We start from the raw sequence: 22,821 nt of genomic DNA, 5'->3' as shown, positions 1-22,821 counted from the left end.
TGGGGCGGGTGATCTGCCCAAGGGTGGAGCGAAATATACCGTCGTTGAATAAGCTTTGATTATGGCACGGCAATGACCTGATTTTCCAACCAAACCGGGTAGTTGGTGGCAGGATGCCGCAGATACTCACCACGGCGGTTAACACCGGATCCGTCACTGGGCTGCGGCCTCCGCCATACGCTCAGCGAAGTAGGCATCTATGCCCCGCGCGAGAGCCTTGGCCGTTTTTTGGCGCCACGTCCCGGAAGTAAGGCTCACTTCATCGTCACTGTTGGTCAGAAACCCCATTTCGATAAGCACTGAGGGCACATCGGGAGCCTTGAGCACGCGAAAACCGGCAAACCGGTGCGTGTTACGCAGAACCGGCGTGACCTCGGCGATTTTGGGGATCAGCGTCTGCGCAAACCGCACGGACAGGTTTTTAGTCTCGCGCTGGGCCAGATCGATCAGGATGTTGCGGACTTCGTCCACCTCGCCGCCCAGATCAACGCCCGCGATCACGTCGGCCTCATTTTCTTTGCGGGCAAGGCGCGCGGCCTCCGCGTCGGATGCTGTTTCCGACAAGGTATAAACGGATGCCCCGCGCACATCGCGGCGTTCGATTGAATCCGCATGGACGGAGATAAACAGGTCCGCGTTGTGGCGGCGGGCGATAGCGACGCGCTCGCGCAGCTCAATGAAAATATCGGTGTCGCGGGTGAGGTGAACCTCATATTTGCCGCTGGCCCGCAGGGCATCGCCCAGGGTTTTGGCGAACGCCAGCGTGACGTTTTTTTCGCGGGTGCCACGGCCGCCTATGGCACCCGGGTCCACACCGCCATGGCCTGCATCAATGACAATCACCTTGCGCGCGTTGGACACCGGCTGGCGCGCAGGCATATCGGGTTGGGGCGCTGAGGCGACAGGGGCTGACGGGCGGGCATCCGGCCAACCGGCATTCTGGCGGAACGCCGCATCGCTGGTGGCGACAAGATCAAAAACAATCCGCCAGTTTCGACCTGTCGCTGCATCCGGCGGCAACACAAATGAGCGCGACACGGCGGCAGGACCTGCAAGGTCAATCACCACCCGGGCGTTGCCGGGGCGAAACAGGCCATAGCGGAAGCTGCCGACAAGGCCACGGCCCGAAGGCACAAAGTCTGAGGCAAGTTCCCAGTCGAGGGCTGGCAAATCAATAATCAGGCGGTGTGGGTCGGCCAGGGTAAAGGCCTTGGCTTCCACCTTGCCGCTGAGTTCGAGCACAAAGCGCGTGGTCTCGCCGCTTTTGCCAAGACGCACATCGGTGACTGACGGGGCGTTGGCATGAGCAGGCTGCGCGGGTGCAGCCAGCATGGTGGCCAGCACAACGAGCAGGGAAATCACATGTGTCCTGATCGACCAGACCAAATGCAGCATTGAGATAGACGTCCAAACCGGGGGCAGAGTTACTAAATCCGGCATCATATTATGTGCCAATGGATTAACGGCTCATAAACCATCCTGGTCGCAGGCTGCCAGTGATGCTGTTTTTTGGGCATTTTGCGGGCTTTGATCGTGCCGCTTGCGCTTGCTGGCATCGCCCGGCTACAACATGCCTCAGGTATGCATCGCTGAGAAACGCGTTTCATGGGCCGAAAAACGGCCTGAAATCCGCGATTTTGACGAATGTTGACCATTTTGGGCGACTCGCAGGGGACCGGTTTTCAATACCGGAAGAGCGGATTGCCGCCGAACATGATTTTTCCCGTATCGGGGCCCGCGTCAGGCAAACCGCATGGCGTATCCCGGTCGAGACATTAACAGGGCCGACAAACGGCGTTTTCGCCCGGCCCGCCTTTGAAAACTGACTGATAACCGGCGTTTCTATTGCGCCAGAACGACCCGAACCAAACAATGCTTGCGACCCGTTCCAGCTCACTCAGGACCATCGCCGCCCTCCCGGCAGCGATGCGGTTTCTGCATGAGCGCGCACCTTTTGGTGCCAGAGCGCGTGGCAACGCCCCCTCATCCCTTATTGTGCGCCGCGCGGCAGTGATGCCGGCCCGGCCAGCCTTTGCGCTGGTCCCGCCTTGCAGCGGCGCGCCTGGAGAACATGCCTATGGGCAAGAAAATGCTGATCGACGCGGCCCACCGGGAAGAAACCCGCGTGGCCATCGTGTCCGGAAACCGCGTCGAGAACTTCGACTTTGAATCCGAAGCCAAGCGCCCCCTGAGGGGCAACATCTATCTCGCCAAAGTCACGCGCGTTGAACCCTCGCTGCAGGCTGCCTTCATTGAGTATGGCGGTAACCGGCACGGCTTTCTGGCGTTCAGCGAGATCCACCCGGACTATTATCAAATCCCCGTCGCTGACCGCGAAAAGCTTCTGGCAGAAGAAGCCGAGGAAAATCGCGCCCGCGAAGCGCGTGAAGACGCCGACGACGCGTTTGATGATGATGACGGTAACGAAAACACAGATGGGGCAGATGAGGCCGAGGAAACACCTGTTGTCGATCCTGACAGCAGCGACACAGGTTTAGCTGCGGCCGAAGATACTGACGCTGATGACAATAAAACGGATTCCGTCATCGCTGCATCGGCAGTGCCGGTTGAAAGCGTTTCAGAAAATGTGACATCCGAAGACAACGAAGCTTCATCTGACGATGACAGCATTGGTGATGCACCGGAAAGTGACATTGAAGAAATCGAGGACGAAGACAGTGTCGAGGAAGTGACATCTTCTGAAGATGATGAAGATGACGAAGTCGGTGACGACGACGAGGATGACGAAGACGAAGACGAAGACGAAGATGACGACGCTGGTGCCAGCGCGGATGCGTCATCTGACGGCGAGAAAAAAGACGGCCGTCGCCGTCGCTCTGCGGGCAGGGACCAGAAGCGTGGCCAGAACAGGGGCGCGGGTCGTGGCCGCAATGGCGGCACCTCCAATCGTCGCCCGGCGCGCAACCGATCACGCCACTACAAGATCCAGGAAGTCATCAAGCGCCGCCAGATTTTGCTGGTGCAGGTGGTCAAGGAAGAGCGCGGCAACAAGGGCGCTGCTCTGACGACATATCTTTCGCTTGCCGGACGGTATTGCGTGCTGATGCCCAACACCGCGCGTGGCGGTGGGATCTCGCGCAAAATCACCAACACCTCAGACCGCCGCCGCCTTAAAGAGGCGATGAACGAGATGGATGTGTCAGACGGCATGGGCCTGATCGTGCGCACTGCGGGCGCCAACCGCACCAAAGTCGAGATCAAACGCGACTTTGATTACCTGCTGCGGCTTTGGGAAAACATTCGCGACCTGACGCTCAAATCGTCGGCCCCTGCCCTCATCTACGAGGAAGGTGACCTTATCAAGCGGTCGATCCGCGATCAGTATTCCAAGGACATCGACGAGATCATTGTCGACGGTGATGCCGCCTACAAAGATGCCAAAGAGTTCATGCGGATGCTCATGCCGAGCCATGCGAAGAACGTGAAGCGCTACACGGAGCGTGAACCGCTGTTGCAGCGCTTTGGAGTTCAGAGTGAACTGGACGCACTGCTGGAGCCGACCGTGACGCTCAAGTCCGGTGGTTACATTGTCATCAACCCGACCGAAGCGTTGGTGTCGATTGATGTGAACTCCGGCAAGTCGACCAAGGAACACAACATTGAAGCGACCGCGCTTTCAACCAACATGGAAGCAGCCGAAGAAATTGCCCGCCAGTTGCGCCTGCGCGACATGGCCGGCCTCATCGTCATCGACTTCATCGACATGGATGAGCCGCGCAACAACCGGTCAGTTGAGAACAAACTCAAAGACAACCTAAAGCAGGATCGTGCGCGCATTCAGGTCGGCCGCATCTCGTCGTTCGGGCTGCTTGAAATGTCACGCCAGCGTATGCGGTCCGGCGTGCTGGAAGGCTCAACGGATGCCTGCCCCCACTGCAAAGGCACGGGTATTGTGCGGTCGAGTGAATCAGCTGCACTGCAAGTATTGCGCGCCATCGAGGCGGAAGCAGCAAAAGGCAAGGCCAGCGGGCTTGATGTCAGCGTCGCTGCGGACGTGGCGGTGTTCATTCTCAACCAGAAGCGCGCCACGCTGCTGGATATCGAACGCCGATGCCGCGTATCGATTTACCTGCTGGCGGACAATTCGCTCATTGCGCCCGCCTACACCATCAAGCGCACCGACGACCGGACACCTGATCTATCAGATACGTCAACCGCACTGAGCATGGAAAGCGCGTTTGATGATGACGATGATGCAGCGTTGGATGCGGCGGCAGAGGCTGCGGCCCGTGCCGAGGAAGAAGCCGATAGCGATGAGGGCCGGACGGCTGAGGGCGACAACGATGAGAAGCCTAAACGCAAACGCCGCAGACGGCCGCGCGGAGGGCGCAAGTCCGGCGATCAGGACGAGCAAACAAGTAATGGATCTGATAGTGATGCATCTGCAGCCGACACGGACACTGATGGGTCGGACGATAAATCGTCTGTAGACAGATCATCTGAGGAAGACGAACTCGATGAAGATGGCAAGCCCCGCAAGCGCCGCAGGCGCGGTCGGCGTGGCGGCCGGCGGCATCGGCGCACCTCATCTGATGAGACAGATGGGCAAGGCACCCGCAGCGATGGCGAAGGCGATACATCTGATGCCATAGCGGATAAGGCGGTGAGCGACGACGCGTCATCCGACGAGGCACCTGTGCTGGTTGGCTACGCATCTGGCTCATCCGAGCCGCTGGTTGTGGAGCGGGATGCAGCATCTGCTGCGCCCGAACCACAGGCGCAGCCGGAGCGGGAGCCGGAGCCCGTACTGGCAACAGCCATGGAAACGACACCTGCTGACGCGGCACCCTCTGCCGATACATCCCCTGTAGATACACCACCTGACGAACCAGCCAAACGTGGCTGGTGGCAGCGCCGGATTTCCAGCTAGGTCGCTTTCACGCGAGTTTGAGCGCTGTCAGCCGATCGACGGCTTCGGCCATCTGTCCGGTTTGTCCGGCGAATGAAAACCGCACTGTGGTTCTGCCTGCCACCGGATCAAAATCCGTGCCCGGCGTAACGGCTATATTAGCCTCACGCAGAATGCGCTGGCACAGGGCTTCGCTGTCGTTCGTGAGATGGGCAACGTCTGCGTAAATATAGAACGCCCCGTCGGATGGCGCGAGGTGGGTGAAGCCTGCCTGCGGAAGCCCTGCTTGCAGAATGTCGCGGTTGGCACGGTACACGGCAAAGTTTGCGTCCAGTTCATCACTTGCATCAAACGCCTGCACGGCGGCAATCTGACTCAGCGTCGGCACTGAGATGAACAGGTTTTGTGCGAGCCGCTCAATCGGGCGCACCATCTCTTCGGGCACAATCATCCAGCCGATACGCCAGCCGGTCATGGAATAGTACTTAGAAAAACTGTTGACCACGATGGCGCTGTCATCAACCGCAAGTGCTGTTGTTTCAGCAACCGTGCCATATGTAAGTCGGTGATAAATCTCGTCGCTGATGAGTGTCAGGTCGCAGGCTCTGGCAACGTTTGCAATGGCTGCGAGTTCATCCGGCGCAATCATCGCGCCTGTCGGGTTGGCGGGGCTGGCGATGAGCACGCCATCAAGTGTGCCGTCACGTGCAGCGTCTTCAAGGGCGCTTGCGGTCATCTGATAACCGGCATCGGCCCCCGTCACCACGGGCACGGCTTCAAGGTCCAGCGCCTTCAAAATATTGCGATAGGCCGGATAGGCGGGCATGGCCAGTGCGATGCGGGCCCCGGCGTCGAATGCGGCCAGAAATGCGAGTTGGAAACCGCCAGAACTGCCGGATGTAATCACCACCCGCTCTGCGGGCACATCTACGCCATAGCCTTGTGCATAATGCCCGGCAATGCGCTGGCGCAGTTCGGGCAGGCCCAGGGCTTCAGCATATCCAAGCCGGTGGGTTGACAGTGCCGCCGCCGCTGCATCCCGCACACGCCTTGGCGCGGGCGTGCCGGGCTGGCCCACTTCCATGTGGATAACCGGATGCCCTGCAGCTTCGCGAGCATTGGCGGCGCGCATCACGTCCATGACAATGAACGGATCAACCTGACCTCGTTTGGACGCTTTCACCGGCGCACAACCAACTGACAGATCAACTGTCCGGCGGGAAGCCAAGCAGGCCAAGGCCTGCGCTGTTGGGGTCAGCACCAAATGTGCAGCTTGCGTCTTCGCGTGGTGCGCCCGCCGGGCAGGCCACGGCATTGACGAGGTTCTGCGTGTCCGTTGCCATGCCCGCCTGTGCTGCATCAAATGTCTGAGAGCGTGTCATGATGCCGTCAACAAGGCTCAGCACCGAGGCAGGGGCTGCCGGCCCTCCTGCCCCTGCACCAGCGAAAAAGAACGATCCGTTGAATTCGTTGGTGACAAGCGCCGGCGCCAGAAACGCGCCCGCAAGACCAAAGCCGGGTGCATCAGGCGCGCGGGCCGGAACAATGCCCGTGCCGGGCACGACACGCCCGGTGCCAAAAGGCCCGTTCATGGTGACAGCGCAGGCCGCGGCATCACCACCTGCTGTGGCAACGACAAAACCTGTGGAGCCCAGCGACGGCGGCAGTTCTGTTTCAGCCCCGGCGCGGGCAAGCTCGGCGCGGGCGGCCTGCAGCAGGGCTGCGCCGGTTTTGCCCTGAATGACGGGCCACAGGGAGGCCATATAGGTGCCCGCCCCCGTGCCGGATGCCGGCAATGACAGTGTCTGGTTGCCAACGGATATGGCCTGGGCGGGTTGCGACGAGGGCCGGTAGGCACGCAATTCCTCAATGCTGATGGCGCTCCCAAGGCGGGCTGCCTGCGTTGCAAAGGCCTGCGCTGTGTCGCCTGTGTAAAGACCGCGAGGTCCGTTGGCGCGGACCTGACCAAGGGAGGCTGCAAGCCCTGCCTGAACCAGCAGATCGCCTTCACTAAGCGGCTGGCCATTTGCGCCAAGATAGATAGCGGCGAGTTGGGGAATAGAGCGAATGGCGGGTGCGAGTGGTGCCAGTTCGCGGGCTGTTGCGCGCGATAATTCGTGGCCTTTCGCGGCCAGAACTTCGGCCGGCGAAATGAGGCTCGACCACTGGGCGCGGCCATGCACGGCGTGCATCAGGGCAAAGCCGCGCACATTGCCCGGCACCGCCACCGGCCCACCGGCGCGCGAGCGGCGGGCCAGAAAATCATAGCTCGTGACTGTGCGCGCGTCGGGATCATGCACCAGACAGATTCCGCCGCCGCCAAGTCCCGCTTCATGGGGCATGGTCACCGCAAGGGTGAAATAGAGCGCTGTAATGGCATCAACCGCGCTGCCCCCCGCTTCAAGTACATCACGCGCGGCCAACGCGGCGCGTGGCTCGTCGGCTACAACTGCTCCAATGAATGTGCGTACGTCAGGTGCATCAGCCAAAGTGATGCCGACGCCAGACTGCTGGCTTGCCCGAAACTCTGCCGTTGCCAAGCGACCTTCGGCATCACTGCCGGATGAACAGGCGGTCAGTAACGTTAACGCTGCTGCAGCTAATGCGGGCGCTTTGCGACCCAAAAAGGCCTTTTTGGCGACCTTATTGTAGCCATGGCGACGGTTTATCCCTGAAATCACGTTCAACACTCCGCGAGAATCACTTTGTTTGTCGGTTCAGCCATTGATTGGCGGAAGATTGACGGGCAACTTCGCCCTCATACCCGGTAGATGCAACATTCAACGACCAGCAGAATACGCGGAACACAAACCAAAGCCGACCTTTAATGCAGCCTAAATGAAGCCTTTTACGCCGACCTTTAACGCGTTCACAGGCGACATCCGCCGACAGCACCAAGGGGACATGCGGAGCAAAATGTCAAAAACATCCTTCGGCTTTTTTCGCCCCGCCGTTTCGGGCCAGACGTTTCGCCGGACTGTTCAGGCGCTATGCGTGGCGGCAGCGGTCATGCTGCCAATGCAACACGCCTGGGCAATCTCGCTGATCCGCGATGCGGAAACCGAGCGGTTTATCCGCACTATTTCAGAACCTGTGTTTGTGGCGGCCGGCCTCAACCCGCAGGCGGTGGACACGTATATTGTGAATGCACCGAGCATCAATGCATTTGTGACCGGCGGCCAGAACGTGTTCATGCACACCGGCACCATTCAACAGGCGTCAACACCCAACGAAATTATCGGCGTGATGGCACACGAGGCCGGGCACATTACCGGCGGCCACCTGTCGCGCTCACAGGAAGCTGTGGCCGCAGCGACAGCCCCGGCGATCATCGGCTACCTGCTGGGTATCGGTGCCATTTTTGCCGGTGCGGGCGATGCGGGGCTTGCGCTCATCACCGGCGGGCAGACCGTCGCCCAACGGTCATTCCTCACTTATTCGCGCACGCAGGAAGCAGCCGCCGACCAGGCCGCGCTGGACTTTCTGGAGCGCACGGGCCAGACCGGTCAGGGGCTGGTGTCATTCTTCGATAAGCTGGCGGACCAGGAAGCGCTGTCGGAACGGTCGCAGGATCCGTATGTGCGCACACACCCGTTGTCACGCGAACGCATTGCCGCGCTTACAAACCGGGTTTCAGAATCGCCGTTCCGTGATGCAAAAGATCCGCCTGAATGGCAGGACATGATGGAACTGGTGCAGGCCAAGCTGCATGGCTTCATTGACCGCCCGCAAACCACATTCAGGCGCTTTCCCGAAAGCAACACCAGCAAGGCGGCGCGGTATGCCCGCGCCATTGCCTATTACAAGATTCCCAGCACCGACCGCGCCATCACCGAAATTGACGCGCTGATTGCGGATTATCCCGACAACCCGTTTTTCCATGAGTTCAAGGGTCAGGCGCTGTTTGAATCCGGACGCGCGGATGAATCTGCTGTCGCCTATGCCGCGGCAAATGATCTGCGTCCTGATGAGCCCTTGATAATGATCGGGCTGGGACAGTCTTTGCTGGCAACAGAAACACCTGCGAATGTTACCAAGGCCCGCATGATTCTGGAGCAGGCTACTCAGATTGAACGGGACTACCCCACTGCCTTCCGCATTCTGGCGCAGGCCTATGCGCAGGAGGGCAACAATGCGATGGCCGCGCTTTCGACGGCAGAGCAAAATGCTGCGGCGGGTAACCTGCCCGAAGCCAAGCAATGGGCCGCCCGCGCCAAACGCGAATTGTCCGAAGGCAGTCCTGCCTGGCGCCGCGCCGATGACATTTCACGGATTGAAAAACCGAACTTCTAGTTTCATGTAGCGGCGCGTTTTGCTCGCCGCTCATTGATGAGGACTCATGGCTTTGAATATTTGCGCTTTGAATATTTGCGCCGGACGGCTGCCTGGTGAACGCACGGGATCACTGGTGATCGCAGCGCTGGTCGGATTGGCATTGTTGGTGGCCGCACCGATTGGGGCATCGGCCCAGCAATCGGCTCCACAGGAGGGGGTGCAGTTGGGGGAAGATGTTTTTTCCGATGTGCAGAAAGAAGCCATCGGCGAGGTTATTCGTGACTACCTGATTGCCAACCCGCAATTGATGCTGGAAGTCATGGACGCACTGGATGCGTATGAGAGCATCGCCGAACGTGAGCAACAGCGCGTGATCATAAACGCCAACCGTGACGCGCTGGAGCGTGACGGTGTTTCATATGTCGCTGGCAACCCGGAAGGCTCAATCACGGTTATTGAGTTTTTCGATTATCGCTGCCCCTACTGCAAGCAAACTGCCGATGACATGCAAAAACTGATTGAGACGACAGACGACGTGCGGCTGGTGCTCAAAGAACTGCCCATTTTAGGGCCTGACTCGACAGTGGCCTCGCAGGCGGCAATCGCTGCTGTGCCGCAGGGCAAGTATCTGCCGTTCCATTTCGCGCTGCTGCGCTCTGAAGGCAAGCTGGACCGAGAGAAGGTGATGGAGATCGCCGAAGATGTGGGGCTGGATGTGGACCGGCTGGCGCGCGACATGGAAAGCGCCCGCGTCGAAGCCATCATTGACAACAACCGCGCACTTGCCCGCGAGGTAGGTGTCCGCGGGACACCGGCCTTTATTATCGGCGATGAACTTGTGCCCGGTGCCGCGCCGCTTGAGGCGCTGGAAGCCCGAATTGAAGCTGTACGCGACGCCAGCTAACCGCGTTTAACGGCTAGATAAGCCCTGCAAGTGGCGAGCTTGGGTCGGCGTAGCGTTTTTTGGGCATTCGCCCGGCCAGATAGGCATCCCTGCCCGCCTGCACTGCATGTTTCATCGCCCGCGCCATGCGGATCGGGTCGCGCGCCTCGGCTATGGCTGTGTTCATAAGCACGCCGTCGCAGCCAAGCTCCATGGCAACCGCTGCGTCAGACGCTGTACCGACGCCCGCATCCACCAGCACCGGCACTTTGGATTGCTCAATGATGAGCCGGATATTGACGGGGTTTTGAATACCAAGGCCGGACCCGATGGGCGCTGCCAACGGCATGATGGCGCAGCAGCCCATCTGCTCAAGGTCGCGCGCCATGATGGGGTCATCACTGCAATAGACCATCACGTCAAAGCCCTCGCCGATCAGCAGTTCAGCGGCGCGCAGGGTCTCACGCATGTCGGGGTAGAGCGTTTTCTGATCGCCGAGCACCTCAAGTTTGACCAGTGTCCACCCGCCTGCCTCGCGCGCCAGACGCAAGGTGCGCACGGCATCTTCACCCGTGAAGCAGCCCGCCGTGTTGGGCAGATATGTATAGCGCTGAGGGTCCAGATAGTCTGCCAGGCGGGGCTGCGACGGGTCTGTCAGGTTGACCCGCCGGATCGCGACCGTGACAATTTCCGCGCCCGCAGCCTCAGCCGCATCCGCGTTTTGTTGGTAGGTTTCGTATTTGCCGGTACCGATAATCAGCCGCGACGAATATTCACGCCCGGCTATGACGAGCGGTTTGTCATCCGGTGACAGTGCGGGTGAGGCCGTGTCAGCTTTTGCTGAGGCGTTGGACATAAGAACGGATCTTTCTTTTTTCAGCGCTGGCCAAATGCCTAGCCGCCGCCGACGAACTGCACAATCTCAATCCGGTCGCCGTCGCACAGAACTGTCTGCGCATACAGGGATTTAGGCACAATTTCGAGGTTGCGTTCGACGGCAATCTTGCGCGGTTCCAGCCCCAGATAGGTCAGCAGAGACTCAACACTTGCCGGAGCCGGTACAGCGCGCTCCTCACCATTGATATGTAACGTGAGAGCGGATTGTGTGGACTGTGTAATCATGGGCGCAATAATGATGATGCGCCCGTTCTTTTTCAACGGGCTGGCAAGGGATGTCGGGCCAAAATACTCTTAAACACCACAGGGCGGGCATGGCTTTGCGGTGGGGCGTCGCTCACGTATAACACATGAGCTAGTAACACTTGTTTGGCTGGGGCCTGCAACCAACTGCCGCCCGAAACCCTATGCGCGCCTGATCTGGTGGCGTACACAAAGACTGCAAAAAGGTTCGTTTACGCATGGCGGCGACAATTTTTGTTCTTAACGGTCCAAACCTGAACCTGCTTGGCCAGCGGGAGCCGGAGATTTATGGCGCGGGCACGCTGGCCGACCTTGAAAAGCGCGTGGCCGCGAAAGCCAGAGCGCTTGGGCTGACCGCCGATTTTCGCCAGTCCAACCGCGAAGGCGAGCTTGTGGACTGGTTGCAGGAGGCGCGCACCGGAGCAGACGGGGTGGTTCTCAATGCGGCGGGCTACACGCACACGTCAGTTGCCATTCGCGACGCCGTGCTTGCGTGCGATAAACCTGTTATCGAGGTTCATCTTTCTAACCCCTATGCCCGCGAGGATTTTCGCCAGCACTCTTTCATTTCAGACATCGCGCGCGGCGTCATTTGCGGCTTTGGCCCGCTTGGCTATGACCTTGCGCTGGACGCCATCGCGGATATAACCCGCAGCTAGACTTTTTTGTGTCGCATTGCGCGTGCACGTGACCTGATCCTTTGCTGCATTTTGAATGCACACCGTCCAACGGAGAACCTGATGAGCAGTTCCAATTCCGGCCCGGTTGATAAAGAGATGATCCGCGATCTTGCGGATCTGCTCAAGGAAACCGAGCTGACCGAAATTGAAGTCGAGACGGAAGATTTCAAAATCAGGGTTGCGCGCAATGCAGGCGGCGGCGCTGTGCAGTATGCGCCGCCGCCCGTCGCTGCCTCTACGACCCCCGCAGCACCAGCGGCGTCCGGCGACAAGCCGGCCGGCGATGCTGCAAGCCATGCAGGTGCTGTAACATCACCGATGGTAGGCACGGTTTATGTGGCACCGGAGCCGGGGGCAGCTGCCTTCGTACAGGTGGGCGACAGCGTTTCAGAGGGTGACACACTGCTGATTATTGAAGCCATGAAAACCATGAACCCGATCCCAGCGCCCAAAAGCGGCAAGGTAAAGCAGGTGCTTGTGCAGGATGCGCAGCCGGTTGAGTTCGGCGAAGCGCTTATCGTTATCGAGTAAGCTACACAACAAAAACCAACAAAATTATCAAGCACCGGGATGCGGGACGGCAAGATGTTCAAAAAAGTTCTCATAGCCAATCGCGGCGAGATTGCCCTGCGCATTCAACGCGCCTGCACCGAGCTTGGCATTGCCACTGTCGCTGTGCATTCCACCGCGGATGCCGACGCGATGCATGTGCGGCTGGCAGATGAAAGTGTGTGCATTGGTCCGGCGCCCGCATCAGAGAGCTATCTCAATATCCCGGCGATCATCTCGGCCGCAGAAATTACCGGAGCAGATGCAATTCATCCCGGCTATGGGTTCCTGTCGGAAAACGCGAACTTTGTATCCATCGTTGAAGAACACGGCATCACGTTCATTGGTCCCAAGGCGGATCATATCCGTGTTATGGGCGACAAGATTGCTGCCAAGCAGACAGTAAAAGCGCTGGGCATTCCGGTGGTGCCCGGTTCGGACGGCGCCATCACGGATGCAGCAGCAGCAGCGGCAGTTGCAGAGCAGGTGGGCTACCCTGTGCTTATAAAGGCTGCCGCCGGTGGTGGTGGACGCGGCATGAAAGTGGCACGTTCGCGCGCCGAACTGGATGCCGCAGTGTCAACAGCACGCGCCGAATCGAAAGCAGCCTTCGGCGATGATTCGCTCTATATGGAGCGCTATCTGGCCAAGCCGCGTCACATAGAAATCCAGGTGCTGGGCGATGCCCACGGCAACGCCATTCACCTGGGCGAGCGGGATTGCTCGTTGCAGCGGCGTCACCAGAAAGTGCTGGAAGAATCGCCCTCTCCGGCCATCACACCTGAAGAACGCACGCGCATTGGCGAGACTGTGGCGACGGCTATTCGCGATCTTGGCTATTTGGGCGCGGGCACCATTGAGTTCTTGTATGAAGACGGCGAGTTCTTCTTTATCGAAATGAACACCCGCTTGCAGGTTGAGCATCCGGTTACTGAAATGGTGACGGGTATTGACCTTGTGCGAGAGCAGATCCGCATTGCAGCGGGCAAGCCGCTGAGCATCAGACAGGAAGATGTGGTGATGACGGGTCACGCCATTGAGTGCCGCATCAACGCCGAGCACCCTGAGACTTTCACGCCCTCGCCGGGCACCATCACTGATTTTCATACGCCTGGCGGACTTGGGGTGCGCATCGATTCAGCAGCCTATTCCGGCTATCGTATTCCCCCCTACTACGACAGCATGATTGGCAAGCTGATTATTTACGGCGACGACCGGCAGGAATGTCTGGCACGACTTCAGCGCGCCTTGCGTGAGTTTGTGATTGGCGGCATTGACACTACCATTCCGCTGTTTGACCGGCTGGTAAAGGAAGACGACATCAAGTCAGGCGACTATCACATTCACTGGCTTGAGCAGTTTTTGGGGCTGCGCTAAGCCAGCCTGACATGCGCACCTAAACGCATGCAGCAGGATCAGTTGGGTCAGCCAGGTCAGTTGCTTCATGGAAGACGACGAAATCACCGCGGACATTTTGCTGCGCGCCTACGCCTATGGGGTTTTTCCCATGGGCGAATCCCGTGATGACCCTTCGCTGTACTGGGTGGACCCGACCGAGCGGGGCATTCTGCCGCTCGACAGCTTTCATGTGCCGCGCAAGCTCAAACGCACCATCCGCCAACGCCCCTATGACGTGACGGTTGATACTGCGTTTCGCGCCACTATGGCGGCCTGCGCAACACCCGCACCGGGCCGTTCAGGCACATGGATCAATGACAGGATAGTCGATCTGTATTGCGAACTTAACGCGCGCGGGGCGGCACATTCAGTCGAGTGCTGGAAGGACGGCGTGCTTGTTGGTGGTCTGTATGGCGTCTCGCTGGGGGCCGCGTTTTTCGGTGAAAGCATGTTTTCGCGGGCGACGGATGCCAGCAAGGTGGCGCTTGTGCATCTGCTGGCGCGGCTCAGACGCGGTGGGTTCACACTGCTTGATACGCAGTTTGTAACGGATCATCTGGCGCAGTTCGGCGCTGTGGAGATACCGCGCAGTGAATACCGCGAGCGGCTTGCCGACGCCATTGAGGTGCCGGCGGATTTTTATTCACTGGCCGCCGACGCAGGTCCGGAGGAAATACTGCAGTCCTTGAGCCACACGTCATAGACCGGGTGTTCAAGGGCGTTAAGGCCCGGCGATGACGCCAGCATCCAGCCGCTGAAAATAGGCTCAGGCTCCTCAGTAAGCTCCTCGTTTACCGGGTATTCGCGGATTTCAAAGAAGCCTATCGTCTTGGGCGGGTCCTCGGGGCGGGCTTTTTCACAGGCGCGCACAATAATGCCAAGCGTGCCAAAACGCAGAGACTCATCAATTTTGACGGTCATCGGGTGTGTGCGGGCGGTGATTTTGTTGAGGCCCATGATGTGAGCTGTGTCGGGCTTGCGCTCAATCTCAACCACCGCGGGCGCGGCGGGGTTGGCGGCTTGGGCGTCTGTGTCGGCACCCTGCGCAAGCGCTGTGCCTTGCACGAGCAAAGTGAGTGCCGCAAAAAAGCTGGCGGGGGCTATACGTGACGGGAAAAGCGACAGGTTCACTCGTCGTCGCTCCCGCCTGCACTGAATACCGCCTGGCTGACCAGTCCGATCAGGTCGATCGAGCCCTGGGCAAACATGATCTCGTCACCATCGGCCAGCATGTCTTCGGCACCGCCAGGTGTCAGCGCAATGTAAGAACCGCCCAATAGACCTTCCGACGTGATCTTTGCACTTGTGTCTTCGGGGAGTGCAACGTCCTGCGCAACTGAAATTGTGACGCGCGCAATATAGGTTTTGGGATCAAGTACCTGATCTACCACCGTGCCGATCTTGATGCCTGACATGCGCACATCGCCGCCCATGGCAAGACCGTCGATGCGGTCAAAGTCTATGGTGAGTTCATATCCGGCGCGGCTGCCTGAATCGGTCGCTGTATAGGCAAAAAACAGAAATACACCCGCGATGAGGATCACGGCGGCTCCGGTCAGGGTCTCAACAATCGAAGACTGCATGTCGTGTGTCCTTGGGGTTAGATGCCGCAAGTCAGGTGCGGCAAGGCGGTGTCTTATTCAGGTTTCCAGGCCTCGTAATCACCCGCCGTTCTGGCGCGCGGGGTGCCGGTAATCAGTGAGCCAGCCGGGCGATATGCCTGCTGTGATCCGGTCAGGTTAGGCATATGCGGCTTTTCCCAGTCGCGAGGCTTGTAGGCGGCCTCGGCTGGGACTTCATCAACGGTCTGGTGCAACCAGCCGTGCCACTCAGGCGGCACGCGGGACGCTTCAACAAGGCCGTTGTAGATGACCCACCGCCGTTTGGGATTTTTGCGATCGCGGTAATACAGATTTCCCTGACTGTCTTCGCCAGCCAATTCACCGCGTCGCCATGTCCACAGGCGGGTGCCGTAGGTCTGACCGTTCCACCACGAAAAAATCTGTCTGAACCACATGCCGTTTCCGCCGCCGTATCAAAAAATCAGGGACTTGGACCGCAAATCACGGCAGGCCAAGCGTGAACGCAATATGGCACCGTGCCGGGCACAGCGTCCAGCCTCGGTTTTAGCTAAAATGGAGAGCCAAATAGCCTAGATTTCCCAGATTTCTTCTGCTTTGGAGGCAGTCGCTGCAGCAACCGCGGCGGGGGCTTCGCGCAACACATAGTGGTCACCTTCAAGCACAAACGCGCGCGGGTCTGCACTGACCCACTGAATGCGTTTGAGCAGGTTTGCCGGCACAATCGGCTTGGCAACAAAATGATTGGCACCAGCGTCCATGGAGGCTTTGACCACTTCCGGCTTGGTGTGCGCAGTGAGCATTATGGCGGGAACCCTGCATCCTGCCGCGTTGTCCCGGTGGCGCAGGCGCTTGAGAAAAGCGATCCCGTCCATTGGCACCATATGCCAGTCACACAGGATCATATCCGGCGCTTTGAAATTCACCATCTCAAGGCCGGTCTGCGCGTCCGCCGCCAGGCGAAGGTCATCCACGCCAAAAGCCTGCAACAGTTCGCGCAGAAGCTTCAGTGTGTTGGCATTGTCGTCAATGACGACCATGCTGACGTCGCCGAGTATCTGCTTCGCTTGGTCTTTGCTCGCAGGCATTCTTGCCTTCTCCACCCATTTTTCGTCTGGTCGGCGCACAGGACAGCGCCACGGCTTGACCGTGTTCAATGCCCCATCTCTTGACCATCTGGAGCCTCCGGCAAGCATATTGGCCCGAATCGCCTTATGACTGTTTAACGCTGCTGACGTTTTTGCGGCTTTCCGGGAAATCCGAAAGTTGGGGATAAAGGCCGACAAGCAGCGCCCAGACCTTGACCACAAACCTCTCCTGCCCCCATATTTTGTTAACCAGATTACCAGCGCTACATTATGTGGTGTTTTGGGCCGGACGAGTCATTTCCGGTTGGTCGTTGGGGGCAGACCATGCGCATTCACCGCTTTTTCACGGGGCCGGACACACAGCATTCGCGCGGGTCGTCCCGGGGCGAGTCTTTTGGCCTGTATGAGGGCGGCCCCTACGACCGTGTGGCATTTCGCCAGCACTCAGTTGGTAAGGCCGACGACTATGAAGTGGATGGCGCGGACCATCGCTTCACAGCGCCTTGCGCCTGGCCTGCCAGCGTTACAGCGGCGTTTGCCCACCATGCAGCCCTTGCTGACGGCGCGCCGGTGGCCCGCCGCCGTGTTCGGGAGGCCAAGGTGCCGCAGGCGCTTCGGCGCTATCGCCCGATGGCAGACATTGATGGCCACTTCGACACGACAGCCGAGACAGATATCCGCAGCACGCTGGACCGCGTGGCGGGCGCTCTTGCCCGCGCGGGTTGGGACGCCGGATATTTTTCCAGCGAGACAGATGCCCTGGTCTTTCACGACGAACTGCGCGCGTGTCTCCTCCAGCGGCGGGCGACATTTTCGGCTGACCTGTGGCAGACCGTCGGCCTTGGCTGGGCGTATGGGCGTGTAGGTACGCCGCCGGCCCCCGCAGATTTGCCTGACGGTTCCGCTGCCTGTCACGGGTTTGCGTACCGCGAGGATGCGGCTGCGCTCGCCATGGGCCGCGCCATGATGAATACCATCCGCAGCCAGATCGCAGCCGCACTGAATAGTGACTGCTCGGCGAAATCCCCTCTGTCGGAAAACACGGCGCTACACGAGGCACTCGAGGCCGCACAACGGATGGGCCTGCCCGCAACCGGCGCGCAGCGACTGCTGGACGCTGCCATGGCAGGCATTCCCGCCGACGATGATCGTGATACCCATCTTGATGCCGACTCCGACATCTGGACGGCACTCGCCCCCACTGATGTGATCAGCCAGTCCCTTTCCACACGGGACGGGGAGGCTTTGGCGGCGCAGACGGCAGCAAGCTATATGGGTGATGCCGGGCCTGTAATCTTTGACGCCAACGCACACGTATCAATGTGTGCCCACAATGGCCGTACAGATCCCACAGCCACACTGGACCTTTCAGCATTCGTGGCGGCGGGTAGCGAAAGCGGCATTGATATTGATGCGCTGGTCAATACCGTCCGCCTGCTGACAATCGCGCTTGATCTGACTTACGAAGAACAATCAAAGGCAGATGAGCAAAGGTCTCTTGCACTAACAGTCACCAATGCTGCACCGCTGGTTATGAGCTTTGGCCTTGCCTATGGGTCGGACGAAGGGCGGGCGATGGTTGCCAGCCTGTGCGCGCTCGTTACAGCCACAAGCCTTGCCACGTCAGCCGAACTTGCCGGGCAGATATCGCCCTTCCCGGCATTCGGTGCATCAGCAGACAAGGCGTGGCGTTTTGCGCGCAATATGGAGCGGGCGCTTCTGGGCCAAAGCACCGGATATCACGGTCTGGCGCACACACCACAGCCGCTTTATCCGCTGACCACACAGCAGGCGTACATACTGGACGCGGCGCGCACACTATTTGGCCGCGCCAAAGCCAAAATGAAATCTCATGGCCTGCGTAACCTCGGCCTGACTGGCGTCGCTGCCGATACCACAGCCGCAAGGTTGTTGGGAACACAAGGGGATGGCATTGCGCCAATGCGCACACTGGTGCGCTATCAGCGGCTGACGCCTGAGTTTGACGGCAGCGCGATCTACAAGACTGTGTCACCTGCCGTACCGGCAGCGCTGCGTGCCCTGCATCACGATGACAATACCATTGACCGGCTGATCGACCACATCGTTGGCCACGGCTCGCTTGTAGGGGCCCCTGGGGTCAACCATGACCTTTTGCGCGAGCGCGGCTTTACCGACGAGGACATTGAGGCGACCGAACATGCGCTGGCAACGGCGGGAAATGTCCGGGCGGCCTTCACGCCCTATGTACTGGGTTGGGACCATATTCTTGAAGACGATGACGACATTCTGGCGCGGCTTGGCTTTTCAGAATGGGACGTTGAGCACGCCAACTACTACTGCTGCGGCGCGCTGACGCTGGAAGGTGCGCGTGACTTGCCGCTTGAGCAGTTGCCGGTTTTTGACTGCGCACAGCCGCTTGGTCAGATCGGCACACGGTGTGTGTCGGCGCGCGACAGACTACACATGGCCCATGCCGTGCAGCCCTTCGTCACCAACGGGCTGTCGCTGGATCTACAGGTGCCACAGGATACGGCAATGGCTGATTTTGCAGCCCTTTATCAGGATGCGGAGGAGTTCGGGCTTACCTCAATCTGCATCAACCGTGATGGCACGGACCCAACGGAAGCGCTGACCTACGACGATATTATGGAGTCTGTGGAGCTGTATATTGACGACGTTGAAGTTCCCAACGCCCCGCCCTCTCAAACATCGTCTCCAACAACTGCAATTGGTATCAACGACGAGGTTGCAGCAGCAATCTGCGTTGGTCTGCATCATGGCGTACCGCTTGAGGCGTATGCGGATGTTTTGGACCCCGTCACTCAGGCAGAGGCCATGCGCACCATCGCCGCCACGTATCTTGCAAGTGCATCGCAGGCCCTGCGCGATGCTGAGAACGCAAACGATGCAGGTCTCCTGCCACCAGACACCATGCGGACAGCGAGGCTTCAAACGCTGCGTCCGTCACCCCCCATCAGGCAGGGAGTGGCGCGTATCGCCGCCCGGCCTTCACCGGCTTCCGGCAGCCCGGCCCTTGCGCCCCCCAGCGTTACCGGCCGGCACCGGGAGGAATAGCCCATGTAAGAAGGCGTGAGGAGCCAAGCCCCCCAAGCGCGGTTGTTCACATAAAAAATGATACCCCCAAGACGACTAAAGGGCTCCTCACGGCGAGGAGCCCTTTTCTCTGTCCAGCGCTTTTGTAGCGCGGCGCGGGTTATTCTTTGGGGGCCGTCGAGCGTATATGCAGTTCACGCATCTGGTGGGCGCTGGCAGGCGCCGGGGCACCCATCATCAAATCCTGCGCCTGCTGGTTCATCGGGAACATGGTCACTTCGCGCAGGTTTTCCTCGCCCGCAAGCAGCATGACAATGCGGTCGATGCCGGGCGCAATGCCGCCGTGGGGCGGCGCGCCGTAGCGGAATGCATTCAACATGCCGCCGAACTTTTCCTCCACCACGTCCGGCCCGTAGCCCGCAATTTCAAAGGCCTTCATCATGATTTCAGGCTTGTGATTTCTGATTGCGCCGGACGACAACTCAATACCGTTGCACACAATGTCATACTGGTAACCGTTGATCTCTAACGGGTCTTTGGTTTCAAGTGCCTCGAGGCCACCCTGAGGCATCGAAAACGGGTTGTGCGAGAAGTCGATTTTCTTGTTGGCGTCGTCCCATTCGTACATCGGGAAATCGACGATCCAGCAGAACTCGAACTTTGTTTCGTCGATCAGGTCCAGCTCAATGCCGATGTGCTGGCGCGCCTGCCCGGCGAAATCCACGAACTTCGACGGGATACCACAGGTGAAGAACACCGCGTCGCCGTCGCCAAGCTCCAAAGACTGCCGAAGAGCCTCCGTGCGTTCTGGGCCAATGTTCTTCGCCAGCGGTCCTGCACCGACAACCGTACCTTCTTCTTCGCGGAAGAAAATGTAGCCAAGGCCGGGCTGACCTTCTTTTTGCGCCCAGGCGTTCATCCGGTCGCAAAATGCGCGACTACCGCCGCCCGGCGCGGGAATGGCCCAGACCCGTACTTTGTCGTCGGCAGCAATCTGCCCCGCAAAAACCTTGAATCCTGAATCGCGGAAGGTGTCGGTTGCGTCCGACATTTCAATCGGGTTGCGCAGGTCGGGTTTGTCGGAGCCGTATTTACGCATCGACTCCGCATACGGAATACGCGGAAACTTTTCCGTCACGCTGCGGCCATTGCCGAACTCGACAAACACATCGCGAAGAATGGGTTCCACGGCCTGAAAAATGTCTTCCTGCTCGACAAAGCTCATTTCAATGTCGAGCTGGTAGAACTCGCCCGGCGAGCGGTCGGCGCGGGCATCTTCATCGCGGAAGCACGGGGCGATCTGAAAATACCTGTCGAAGCCTGCCACCATAATAAGCTGCTTGAACTGCTGGGGTGCCTGAGGCAGCGCGTAAAACTGGCCGGGATGCATCCGACTTGGCACCAGAAAGTCGCGCGCGCCTTCGGGCGACGAGGCGGTGAGGATCGGCGTTTGGTATTCACCAAATCCTGCTTGCGTCATGCGGCGGCGCAGGTCCGCGATAATGCGGGACCGCAGCACGATGTTTTGGTGCAGGCGCTCACGGCGCAAATCCAAAAAGCGATACCGCAGGCGGGTTTCTTCGGGGTAATCAAGATCGCCAAATACCGGCAGGGGCAGTTCCTGCGCTTCTGACTGCACCTCAACAGAGGTAATGCGAACTTCGATAGCGCCTGTGGGTAGCTTGTCGTTTACGGTGTCTTCGGAGCGGGCGATGACGTCGCCGTCAATCGTCACCACCCATTCAGCACGCAGTCTGTCGACGTCGGCAAAGGCCGGACTGTCGGGGTCCACCACACATTGGGTCAGGCCGTAATGGTCGCGCAGGTCAACAAACAACAAGCCGCCATGGTCTCGCACGCGGTTGACCCAGCCTGACAGCCGAACAGTCGTGCCAACATCGCTGGCGCGCAGGGCGCCGCAAGTGTGAGAGCGGTAACGGGTCATGGTGGAAAAAGCCTTATGAATCAGCAGGGCGCAGGGCGCCGACAGAGCAATACGCATATCATGCCCACCGGCGCGCGGAGAAGCGCATAGGCCGCCGGGTGTTGTCAAGATTCGCGGACCTTTTCAACCATGCGGCGGTGGACCCAACACGGATAGCGACAAGCCGCCCGGCTTTGCGCTATAGCAGGCAGGACATGGATATTATCACCACCACGGCAGCGCTAGAGGCTGCCTGCGCCAAGCTCGCAACCGAACCGTTTGTGACCGTCGATACGGAGTTCCTGCGGGATTCCACTTATTGGCCGGTGCTCTGCCTTATTCAGGTAGCGGCCCCTAAGGGTGACGCACTGATCATTGACCCGCTGGCGGATGGCATTGATCTGGCAGCATTTTACGGGTTGATGGCTAATACGGCTGTCATCAAGGTGTTTCACGCCGCACGCCAGGACATCGAGATTTTCTGGCACGAGGCGCAGACCCTGCCCGACCCGCTGTTTGATACACAGGTAGCAGCGATGGTGTGCGGCTTTGGAGATTCCGTCGGCTACGAGAACATCGTCAAGAAAATCACCGGCGAGCAGGTGGATAAGTCATCACGGTTCACGGACTGGAGCCGCCGTCCGCTCACAGACAAACAGGTTCGCTATGCGGCCGCCGACGTAACCCATTTGCGGCAAGTGTATGAGGCACTGGCCAAACGCATCACCAAGTCTGAACGCGCGCAGTGGGTGGCCGAGGAAATGGCCATTTTGCAGAATCCGGCGACCTATGAAGTGCAGCCCGAAGACGCGTGGAAACGCCTCAAGCTGCGGAACCGCAACAAAAAAACTGTCGCCGTACTGATGGAAGCAGCGGCGTGGCGTGAGCGTGAAGCGCAAAACCGTAACATGCCGCGCGGGCGCATCATGAAAGATGACGCAATTCAGGAAGTGGCAACTCAGGCCCCCACCACGCCTGATGCCCTTAGCCAGTTGCGTGCCGTGCCGCGCGGGTTTGGCCAGAGCCGCCACGCAAAGGGGCTGTTTGATGCTGTTAAACGCGGCCTCGCAATGCCACCGGGTGACATCAAAATGCCGGACGCACCGGAGCAACTGCCGCAGGGTCTGGGCCCGACGGTGGAATTGTTGAAAGTGCTGCTGAAATACAAATGCGAAGCACATGATGTTGCGCAAAAGCTGATCTGCAACGTGGCTGACCTTGAGCGCATTGCCGCAGACGACAATGCAGACGTATCCGCCCTTCGCGGCTGGCGGCGCGAGATTTTTGGCAAGGATGCCCTGGATCTGAAGCACGGGCGGCTGTCGCTCTCGATTGAGAACCAGATGATTAAGCCGGTGCGTGTGGCGCAGGATGCAACCGGGTAGCGATACAGATCCA

19 protein-coding genes are annotated in these 22,821 nt (G+C 59.3%); 9 read left to right on the top strand and 10 right to left on the bottom strand.

The window, feature by feature from the left end; translation table 11 throughout:
• Nucleotides 1–153 precede the first annotated feature (153 nt).
• Nucleotides 154–1,395, bottom strand: coding sequence for an N-acetylmuramoyl-L-alanine amidase (locus tag RIB87_RS00360; protein ID WP_350142327.1), 1,242 nt, complete (start codon nucleotides 1,393–1,395; stop codon nucleotides 154–156).
• Between the two features lie 682 nt (nucleotides 1,396–2,077).
• Between RIB87_RS00360 and RIB87_RS00355 the strand changes: the two genes are divergently transcribed.
• Nucleotides 2,078–4,891, top strand: coding sequence for an Rne/Rng family ribonuclease (locus RIB87_RS00355; RefSeq protein ID WP_350142326.1), 2,814 nt, complete (start codon nucleotides 2,078–2,080; stop codon nucleotides 4,889–4,891).
• Between the two features lie 7 nt (nucleotides 4,892–4,898).
• Here RIB87_RS00355 and RIB87_RS00350 read toward each other — a convergent pair whose 3' ends face one another.
• Together RIB87_RS00350 and RIB87_RS00345 are read right to left on the bottom strand one after the other, a co-directional pair.
• The gene (locus RIB87_RS00350; RefSeq protein WP_350142325.1) at nucleotides 4,899–6,053 is read right to left on the bottom strand and encodes a pyridoxal phosphate-dependent aminotransferase; all 1,155 of its coding nucleotides are present in this window, start codon (nucleotides 6,051–6,053) and stop codon (nucleotides 4,899–4,901) included.
• 22 nt (nucleotides 6,054–6,075) lie between these two features.
• The gene (locus tag RIB87_RS00345) at nucleotides 6,076–7,410 is read right to left on the bottom strand and encodes a gamma-glutamyltransferase (protein ID WP_350142324.1); all 1,335 of its coding nucleotides are present in this window, start codon (nucleotides 7,408–7,410) and stop codon (nucleotides 6,076–6,078) included.
• A gap of 376 nt (nucleotides 7,411–7,786) precedes the next feature.
• Between RIB87_RS00345 and RIB87_RS00340 the strand changes: the two genes are divergently transcribed.
• The gene (locus RIB87_RS00340; RefSeq protein WP_350142323.1) at nucleotides 7,787–9,163 is read left to right on the top strand and encodes a M48 family metalloprotease; all 1,377 of its coding nucleotides are present in this window, start codon (nucleotides 7,787–7,789) and stop codon (nucleotides 9,161–9,163) included.
• 46 nt (nucleotides 9,164–9,209) lie between these two features.
• Nucleotides 9,210–10,049 (top strand): DsbA family protein, encoded by an 840-nt coding sequence (locus RIB87_RS00335; protein WP_350142322.1) that lies wholly within the window; start codon nucleotides 9,210–9,212, stop codon nucleotides 10,047–10,049.
• A gap of 13 nt (nucleotides 10,050–10,062) precedes the next feature.
• On the opposite strand, the gene RIB87_RS00330 is transcribed toward RIB87_RS00335, so the two are convergent.
• Both RIB87_RS00330 and thiS read right to left on the bottom strand, forming a co-directional pair.
• Complete coding sequence (locus RIB87_RS00330) at nucleotides 10,063–10,884, bottom strand: thiazole synthase (RefSeq protein WP_350142321.1); 822 nt, start codon at nucleotides 10,882–10,884, stop codon at nucleotides 10,063–10,065.
• Between the two features lie 38 nt (nucleotides 10,885–10,922).
• Entirely contained in the window at nucleotides 10,923–11,150 is a 228-nt protein-coding gene (gene thiS / locus RIB87_RS00325; RefSeq protein WP_350142320.1) for a sulfur carrier protein ThiS, read from the bottom strand.
• Nucleotides 11,151–11,386: 236 nt separating this feature from the next.
• Between thiS and aroQ the strand changes: the two genes are divergently transcribed.
• From aroQ to aat, 4 genes are all read left to right on the top strand, one after another.
• Complete coding sequence (gene aroQ, locus RIB87_RS00320; RefSeq protein WP_350142319.1) at nucleotides 11,387–11,827, top strand: type II 3-dehydroquinate dehydratase; 441 nt, start codon at nucleotides 11,387–11,389, stop codon at nucleotides 11,825–11,827.
• Between the two features lie 81 nt (nucleotides 11,828–11,908).
• Nucleotides 11,909–12,379 (top strand): acetyl-CoA carboxylase biotin carboxyl carrier protein, encoded by a 471-nt coding sequence (gene accB / locus RIB87_RS00315; protein WP_350142318.1) that lies wholly within the window; start codon nucleotides 11,909–11,911, stop codon nucleotides 12,377–12,379.
• A gap of 54 nt (nucleotides 12,380–12,433) precedes the next feature.
• Nucleotides 12,434–13,774 (top strand): acetyl-CoA carboxylase biotin carboxylase subunit, encoded by a 1,341-nt coding sequence (gene accC, locus RIB87_RS00310; protein ID WP_350142317.1) that lies wholly within the window; start codon nucleotides 12,434–12,436, stop codon nucleotides 13,772–13,774.
• A gap of 67 nt (nucleotides 13,775–13,841) precedes the next feature.
• On the top strand, nucleotides 13,842–14,498 hold the full coding sequence (aat, locus tag RIB87_RS00305) for a leucyl/phenylalanyl-tRNA--protein transferase (RefSeq protein WP_350142316.1): 657 nt from the start codon (nucleotides 13,842–13,844) through the stop codon (nucleotides 14,496–14,498).
• On the opposite strand, the gene RIB87_RS00300 is transcribed toward aat, so the two are convergent.
• The 4 genes from RIB87_RS00300 to RIB87_RS00285 form a co-directional block, all read right to left on the bottom strand.
• The gene (locus RIB87_RS00300) at nucleotides 14,435–14,926 is read right to left on the bottom strand and encodes a DUF2155 domain-containing protein (RefSeq protein ID WP_350142315.1); all 492 of its coding nucleotides are present in this window, start codon (nucleotides 14,924–14,926) and stop codon (nucleotides 14,435–14,437) included. The genes aat and RIB87_RS00300 overlap by 64 nt on opposite strands.
• Nucleotides 14,923–15,378 carry an outer membrane lipid asymmetry maintenance protein MlaD gene (gene mlaD, locus RIB87_RS00295; protein ID WP_350142314.1) on the bottom strand — a complete coding sequence of 152 codons (456 nt, stop codon included), beginning with the start codon at nucleotides 15,376–15,378 and terminating at the stop codon, nucleotides 14,923–14,925. Before mlaD ends, RIB87_RS00300 begins: the two co-directional genes overlap by 4 nt.
• Nucleotides 15,379–15,431: 53 nt before the next feature.
• Complete coding sequence (locus RIB87_RS00290; protein ID WP_350142313.1) at nucleotides 15,432–15,812, bottom strand: NADH:ubiquinone oxidoreductase subunit NDUFA12; 381 nt, start codon at nucleotides 15,810–15,812, stop codon at nucleotides 15,432–15,434.
• 135 nt (nucleotides 15,813–15,947) lie between these two features.
• Nucleotides 15,948–16,463: a response regulator gene (locus RIB87_RS00285; protein ID WP_350142312.1), complete on the bottom strand. Its 516-nt coding sequence runs from the start codon at nucleotides 16,461–16,463 to the stop codon at nucleotides 15,948–15,950.
• 324 nt (nucleotides 16,464–16,787) lie between these two features.
• Here RIB87_RS00285 and RIB87_RS00280 point away from each other — a divergent pair, with 324 nt between their 5' ends.
• Nucleotides 16,788–19,520, top strand: coding sequence for a ribonucleotide reductase barrel domain-containing protein (locus RIB87_RS00280; protein WP_350142311.1), 2,733 nt, complete (start codon nucleotides 16,788–16,790; stop codon nucleotides 19,518–19,520).
• 139 nt (nucleotides 19,521–19,659) lie between these two features.
• On the opposite strand, the gene aspS is transcribed toward RIB87_RS00280, so the two are convergent.
• Nucleotides 19,660–21,444, bottom strand: coding sequence for an aspartate--tRNA ligase (aspS, locus tag RIB87_RS00275; RefSeq protein ID WP_350142310.1), 1,785 nt, complete (start codon nucleotides 21,442–21,444; stop codon nucleotides 19,660–19,662).
• Nucleotides 21,445–21,638: 194 nt separating this feature from the next.
• On the opposite strand from aspS, the gene rnd reads away from it, so the two are divergent.
• On the top strand, nucleotides 21,639–22,808 hold the full coding sequence (gene rnd / locus RIB87_RS00270) for a ribonuclease D (protein ID WP_350142309.1): 1,170 nt from the start codon (nucleotides 21,639–21,641) through the stop codon (nucleotides 22,806–22,808).
• Nucleotides 22,809–22,821: the final 13 nt, after the last annotated feature.

The sequence above is a fragment of the Pyruvatibacter sp. genome, assembly GCF_040219635.1.
Classification (GTDB): Bacteria; Pseudomonadota; Alphaproteobacteria; order CGMCC-115125; family CGMCC-115125; genus Pyruvatibacter.
This window is presented reverse-complemented; position numbering and strand designations above follow the sequence as displayed.

What these genes read in the sequence shown, in the direction of transcription:
- RIB87_RS00360 (WP_350142327.1), bottom strand. Translation starts at nt 1,395, where the DNA reads ATGCTGCATTTGGTCTGGTCGATCAGGACACATGTGATTTCCCTGCTC.
- RIB87_RS00355 (WP_350142326.1), top strand. Translation starts at nt 2,078, where the DNA reads ATGGGCAAGAAAATGCTGATCGACGCGGCCCACCGGGAAGAAACCCGC.
- RIB87_RS00340 (WP_350142323.1), top strand. Translation starts at nt 7,787, where the DNA reads ATGTCAAAAACATCCTTCGGCTTTTTTCGCCCCGCCGTTTCGGGCCAG.
- RIB87_RS00335 (WP_350142322.1), top strand. Translation starts at nt 9,210, where the DNA reads ATGGCTTTGAATATTTGCGCTTTGAATATTTGCGCCGGACGGCTGCCT.
- RIB87_RS00330 (WP_350142321.1), bottom strand. Translation starts at nt 10,884, where the DNA reads ATGTCCAACGCCTCAGCAAAAGCTGACACGGCCTCACCCGCACTGTCA.
- thiS (WP_350142320.1), bottom strand. Translation starts at nt 11,150, where the DNA reads ATGATTACACAGTCCACACAATCCGCTCTCACGTTACATATCAATGGT.
- aroQ (WP_350142319.1), top strand. Translation starts at nt 11,387, where the DNA reads ATGGCGGCGACAATTTTTGTTCTTAACGGTCCAAACCTGAACCTGCTT.
- accB (WP_350142318.1), top strand. Translation starts at nt 11,909, where the DNA reads ATGAGCAGTTCCAATTCCGGCCCGGTTGATAAAGAGATGATCCGCGAT.
- accC (WP_350142317.1), top strand. Translation starts at nt 12,434, where the DNA reads ATGTTCAAAAAAGTTCTCATAGCCAATCGCGGCGAGATTGCCCTGCGC.
- aat (WP_350142316.1), top strand. Translation starts at nt 13,842, where the DNA reads ATGGAAGACGACGAAATCACCGCGGACATTTTGCTGCGCGCCTACGCC.
- mlaD (WP_350142314.1), bottom strand. Translation starts at nt 15,378, where the DNA reads ATGCAGTCTTCGATTGTTGAGACCCTGACCGGAGCCGCCGTGATCCTC.
- RIB87_RS00290 (WP_350142313.1), bottom strand. Translation starts at nt 15,812, where the DNA reads ATGTGGTTCAGACAGATTTTTTCGTGGTGGAACGGTCAGACCTACGGC.
- RIB87_RS00285 (WP_350142312.1), bottom strand. Translation starts at nt 16,463, where the DNA reads ATGCCTGCGAGCAAAGACCAAGCGAAGCAGATACTCGGCGACGTCAGC.
- RIB87_RS00280 (WP_350142311.1), top strand. Translation starts at nt 16,788, where the DNA reads ATGCGCATTCACCGCTTTTTCACGGGGCCGGACACACAGCATTCGCGC.
- aspS (WP_350142310.1), bottom strand. Translation starts at nt 21,444, where the DNA reads ATGACCCGTTACCGCTCTCACACTTGCGGCGCCCTGCGCGCCAGCGAT.
- rnd (WP_350142309.1), top strand. Translation starts at nt 21,639, where the DNA reads ATGGATATTATCACCACCACGGCAGCGCTAGAGGCTGCCTGCGCCAAG.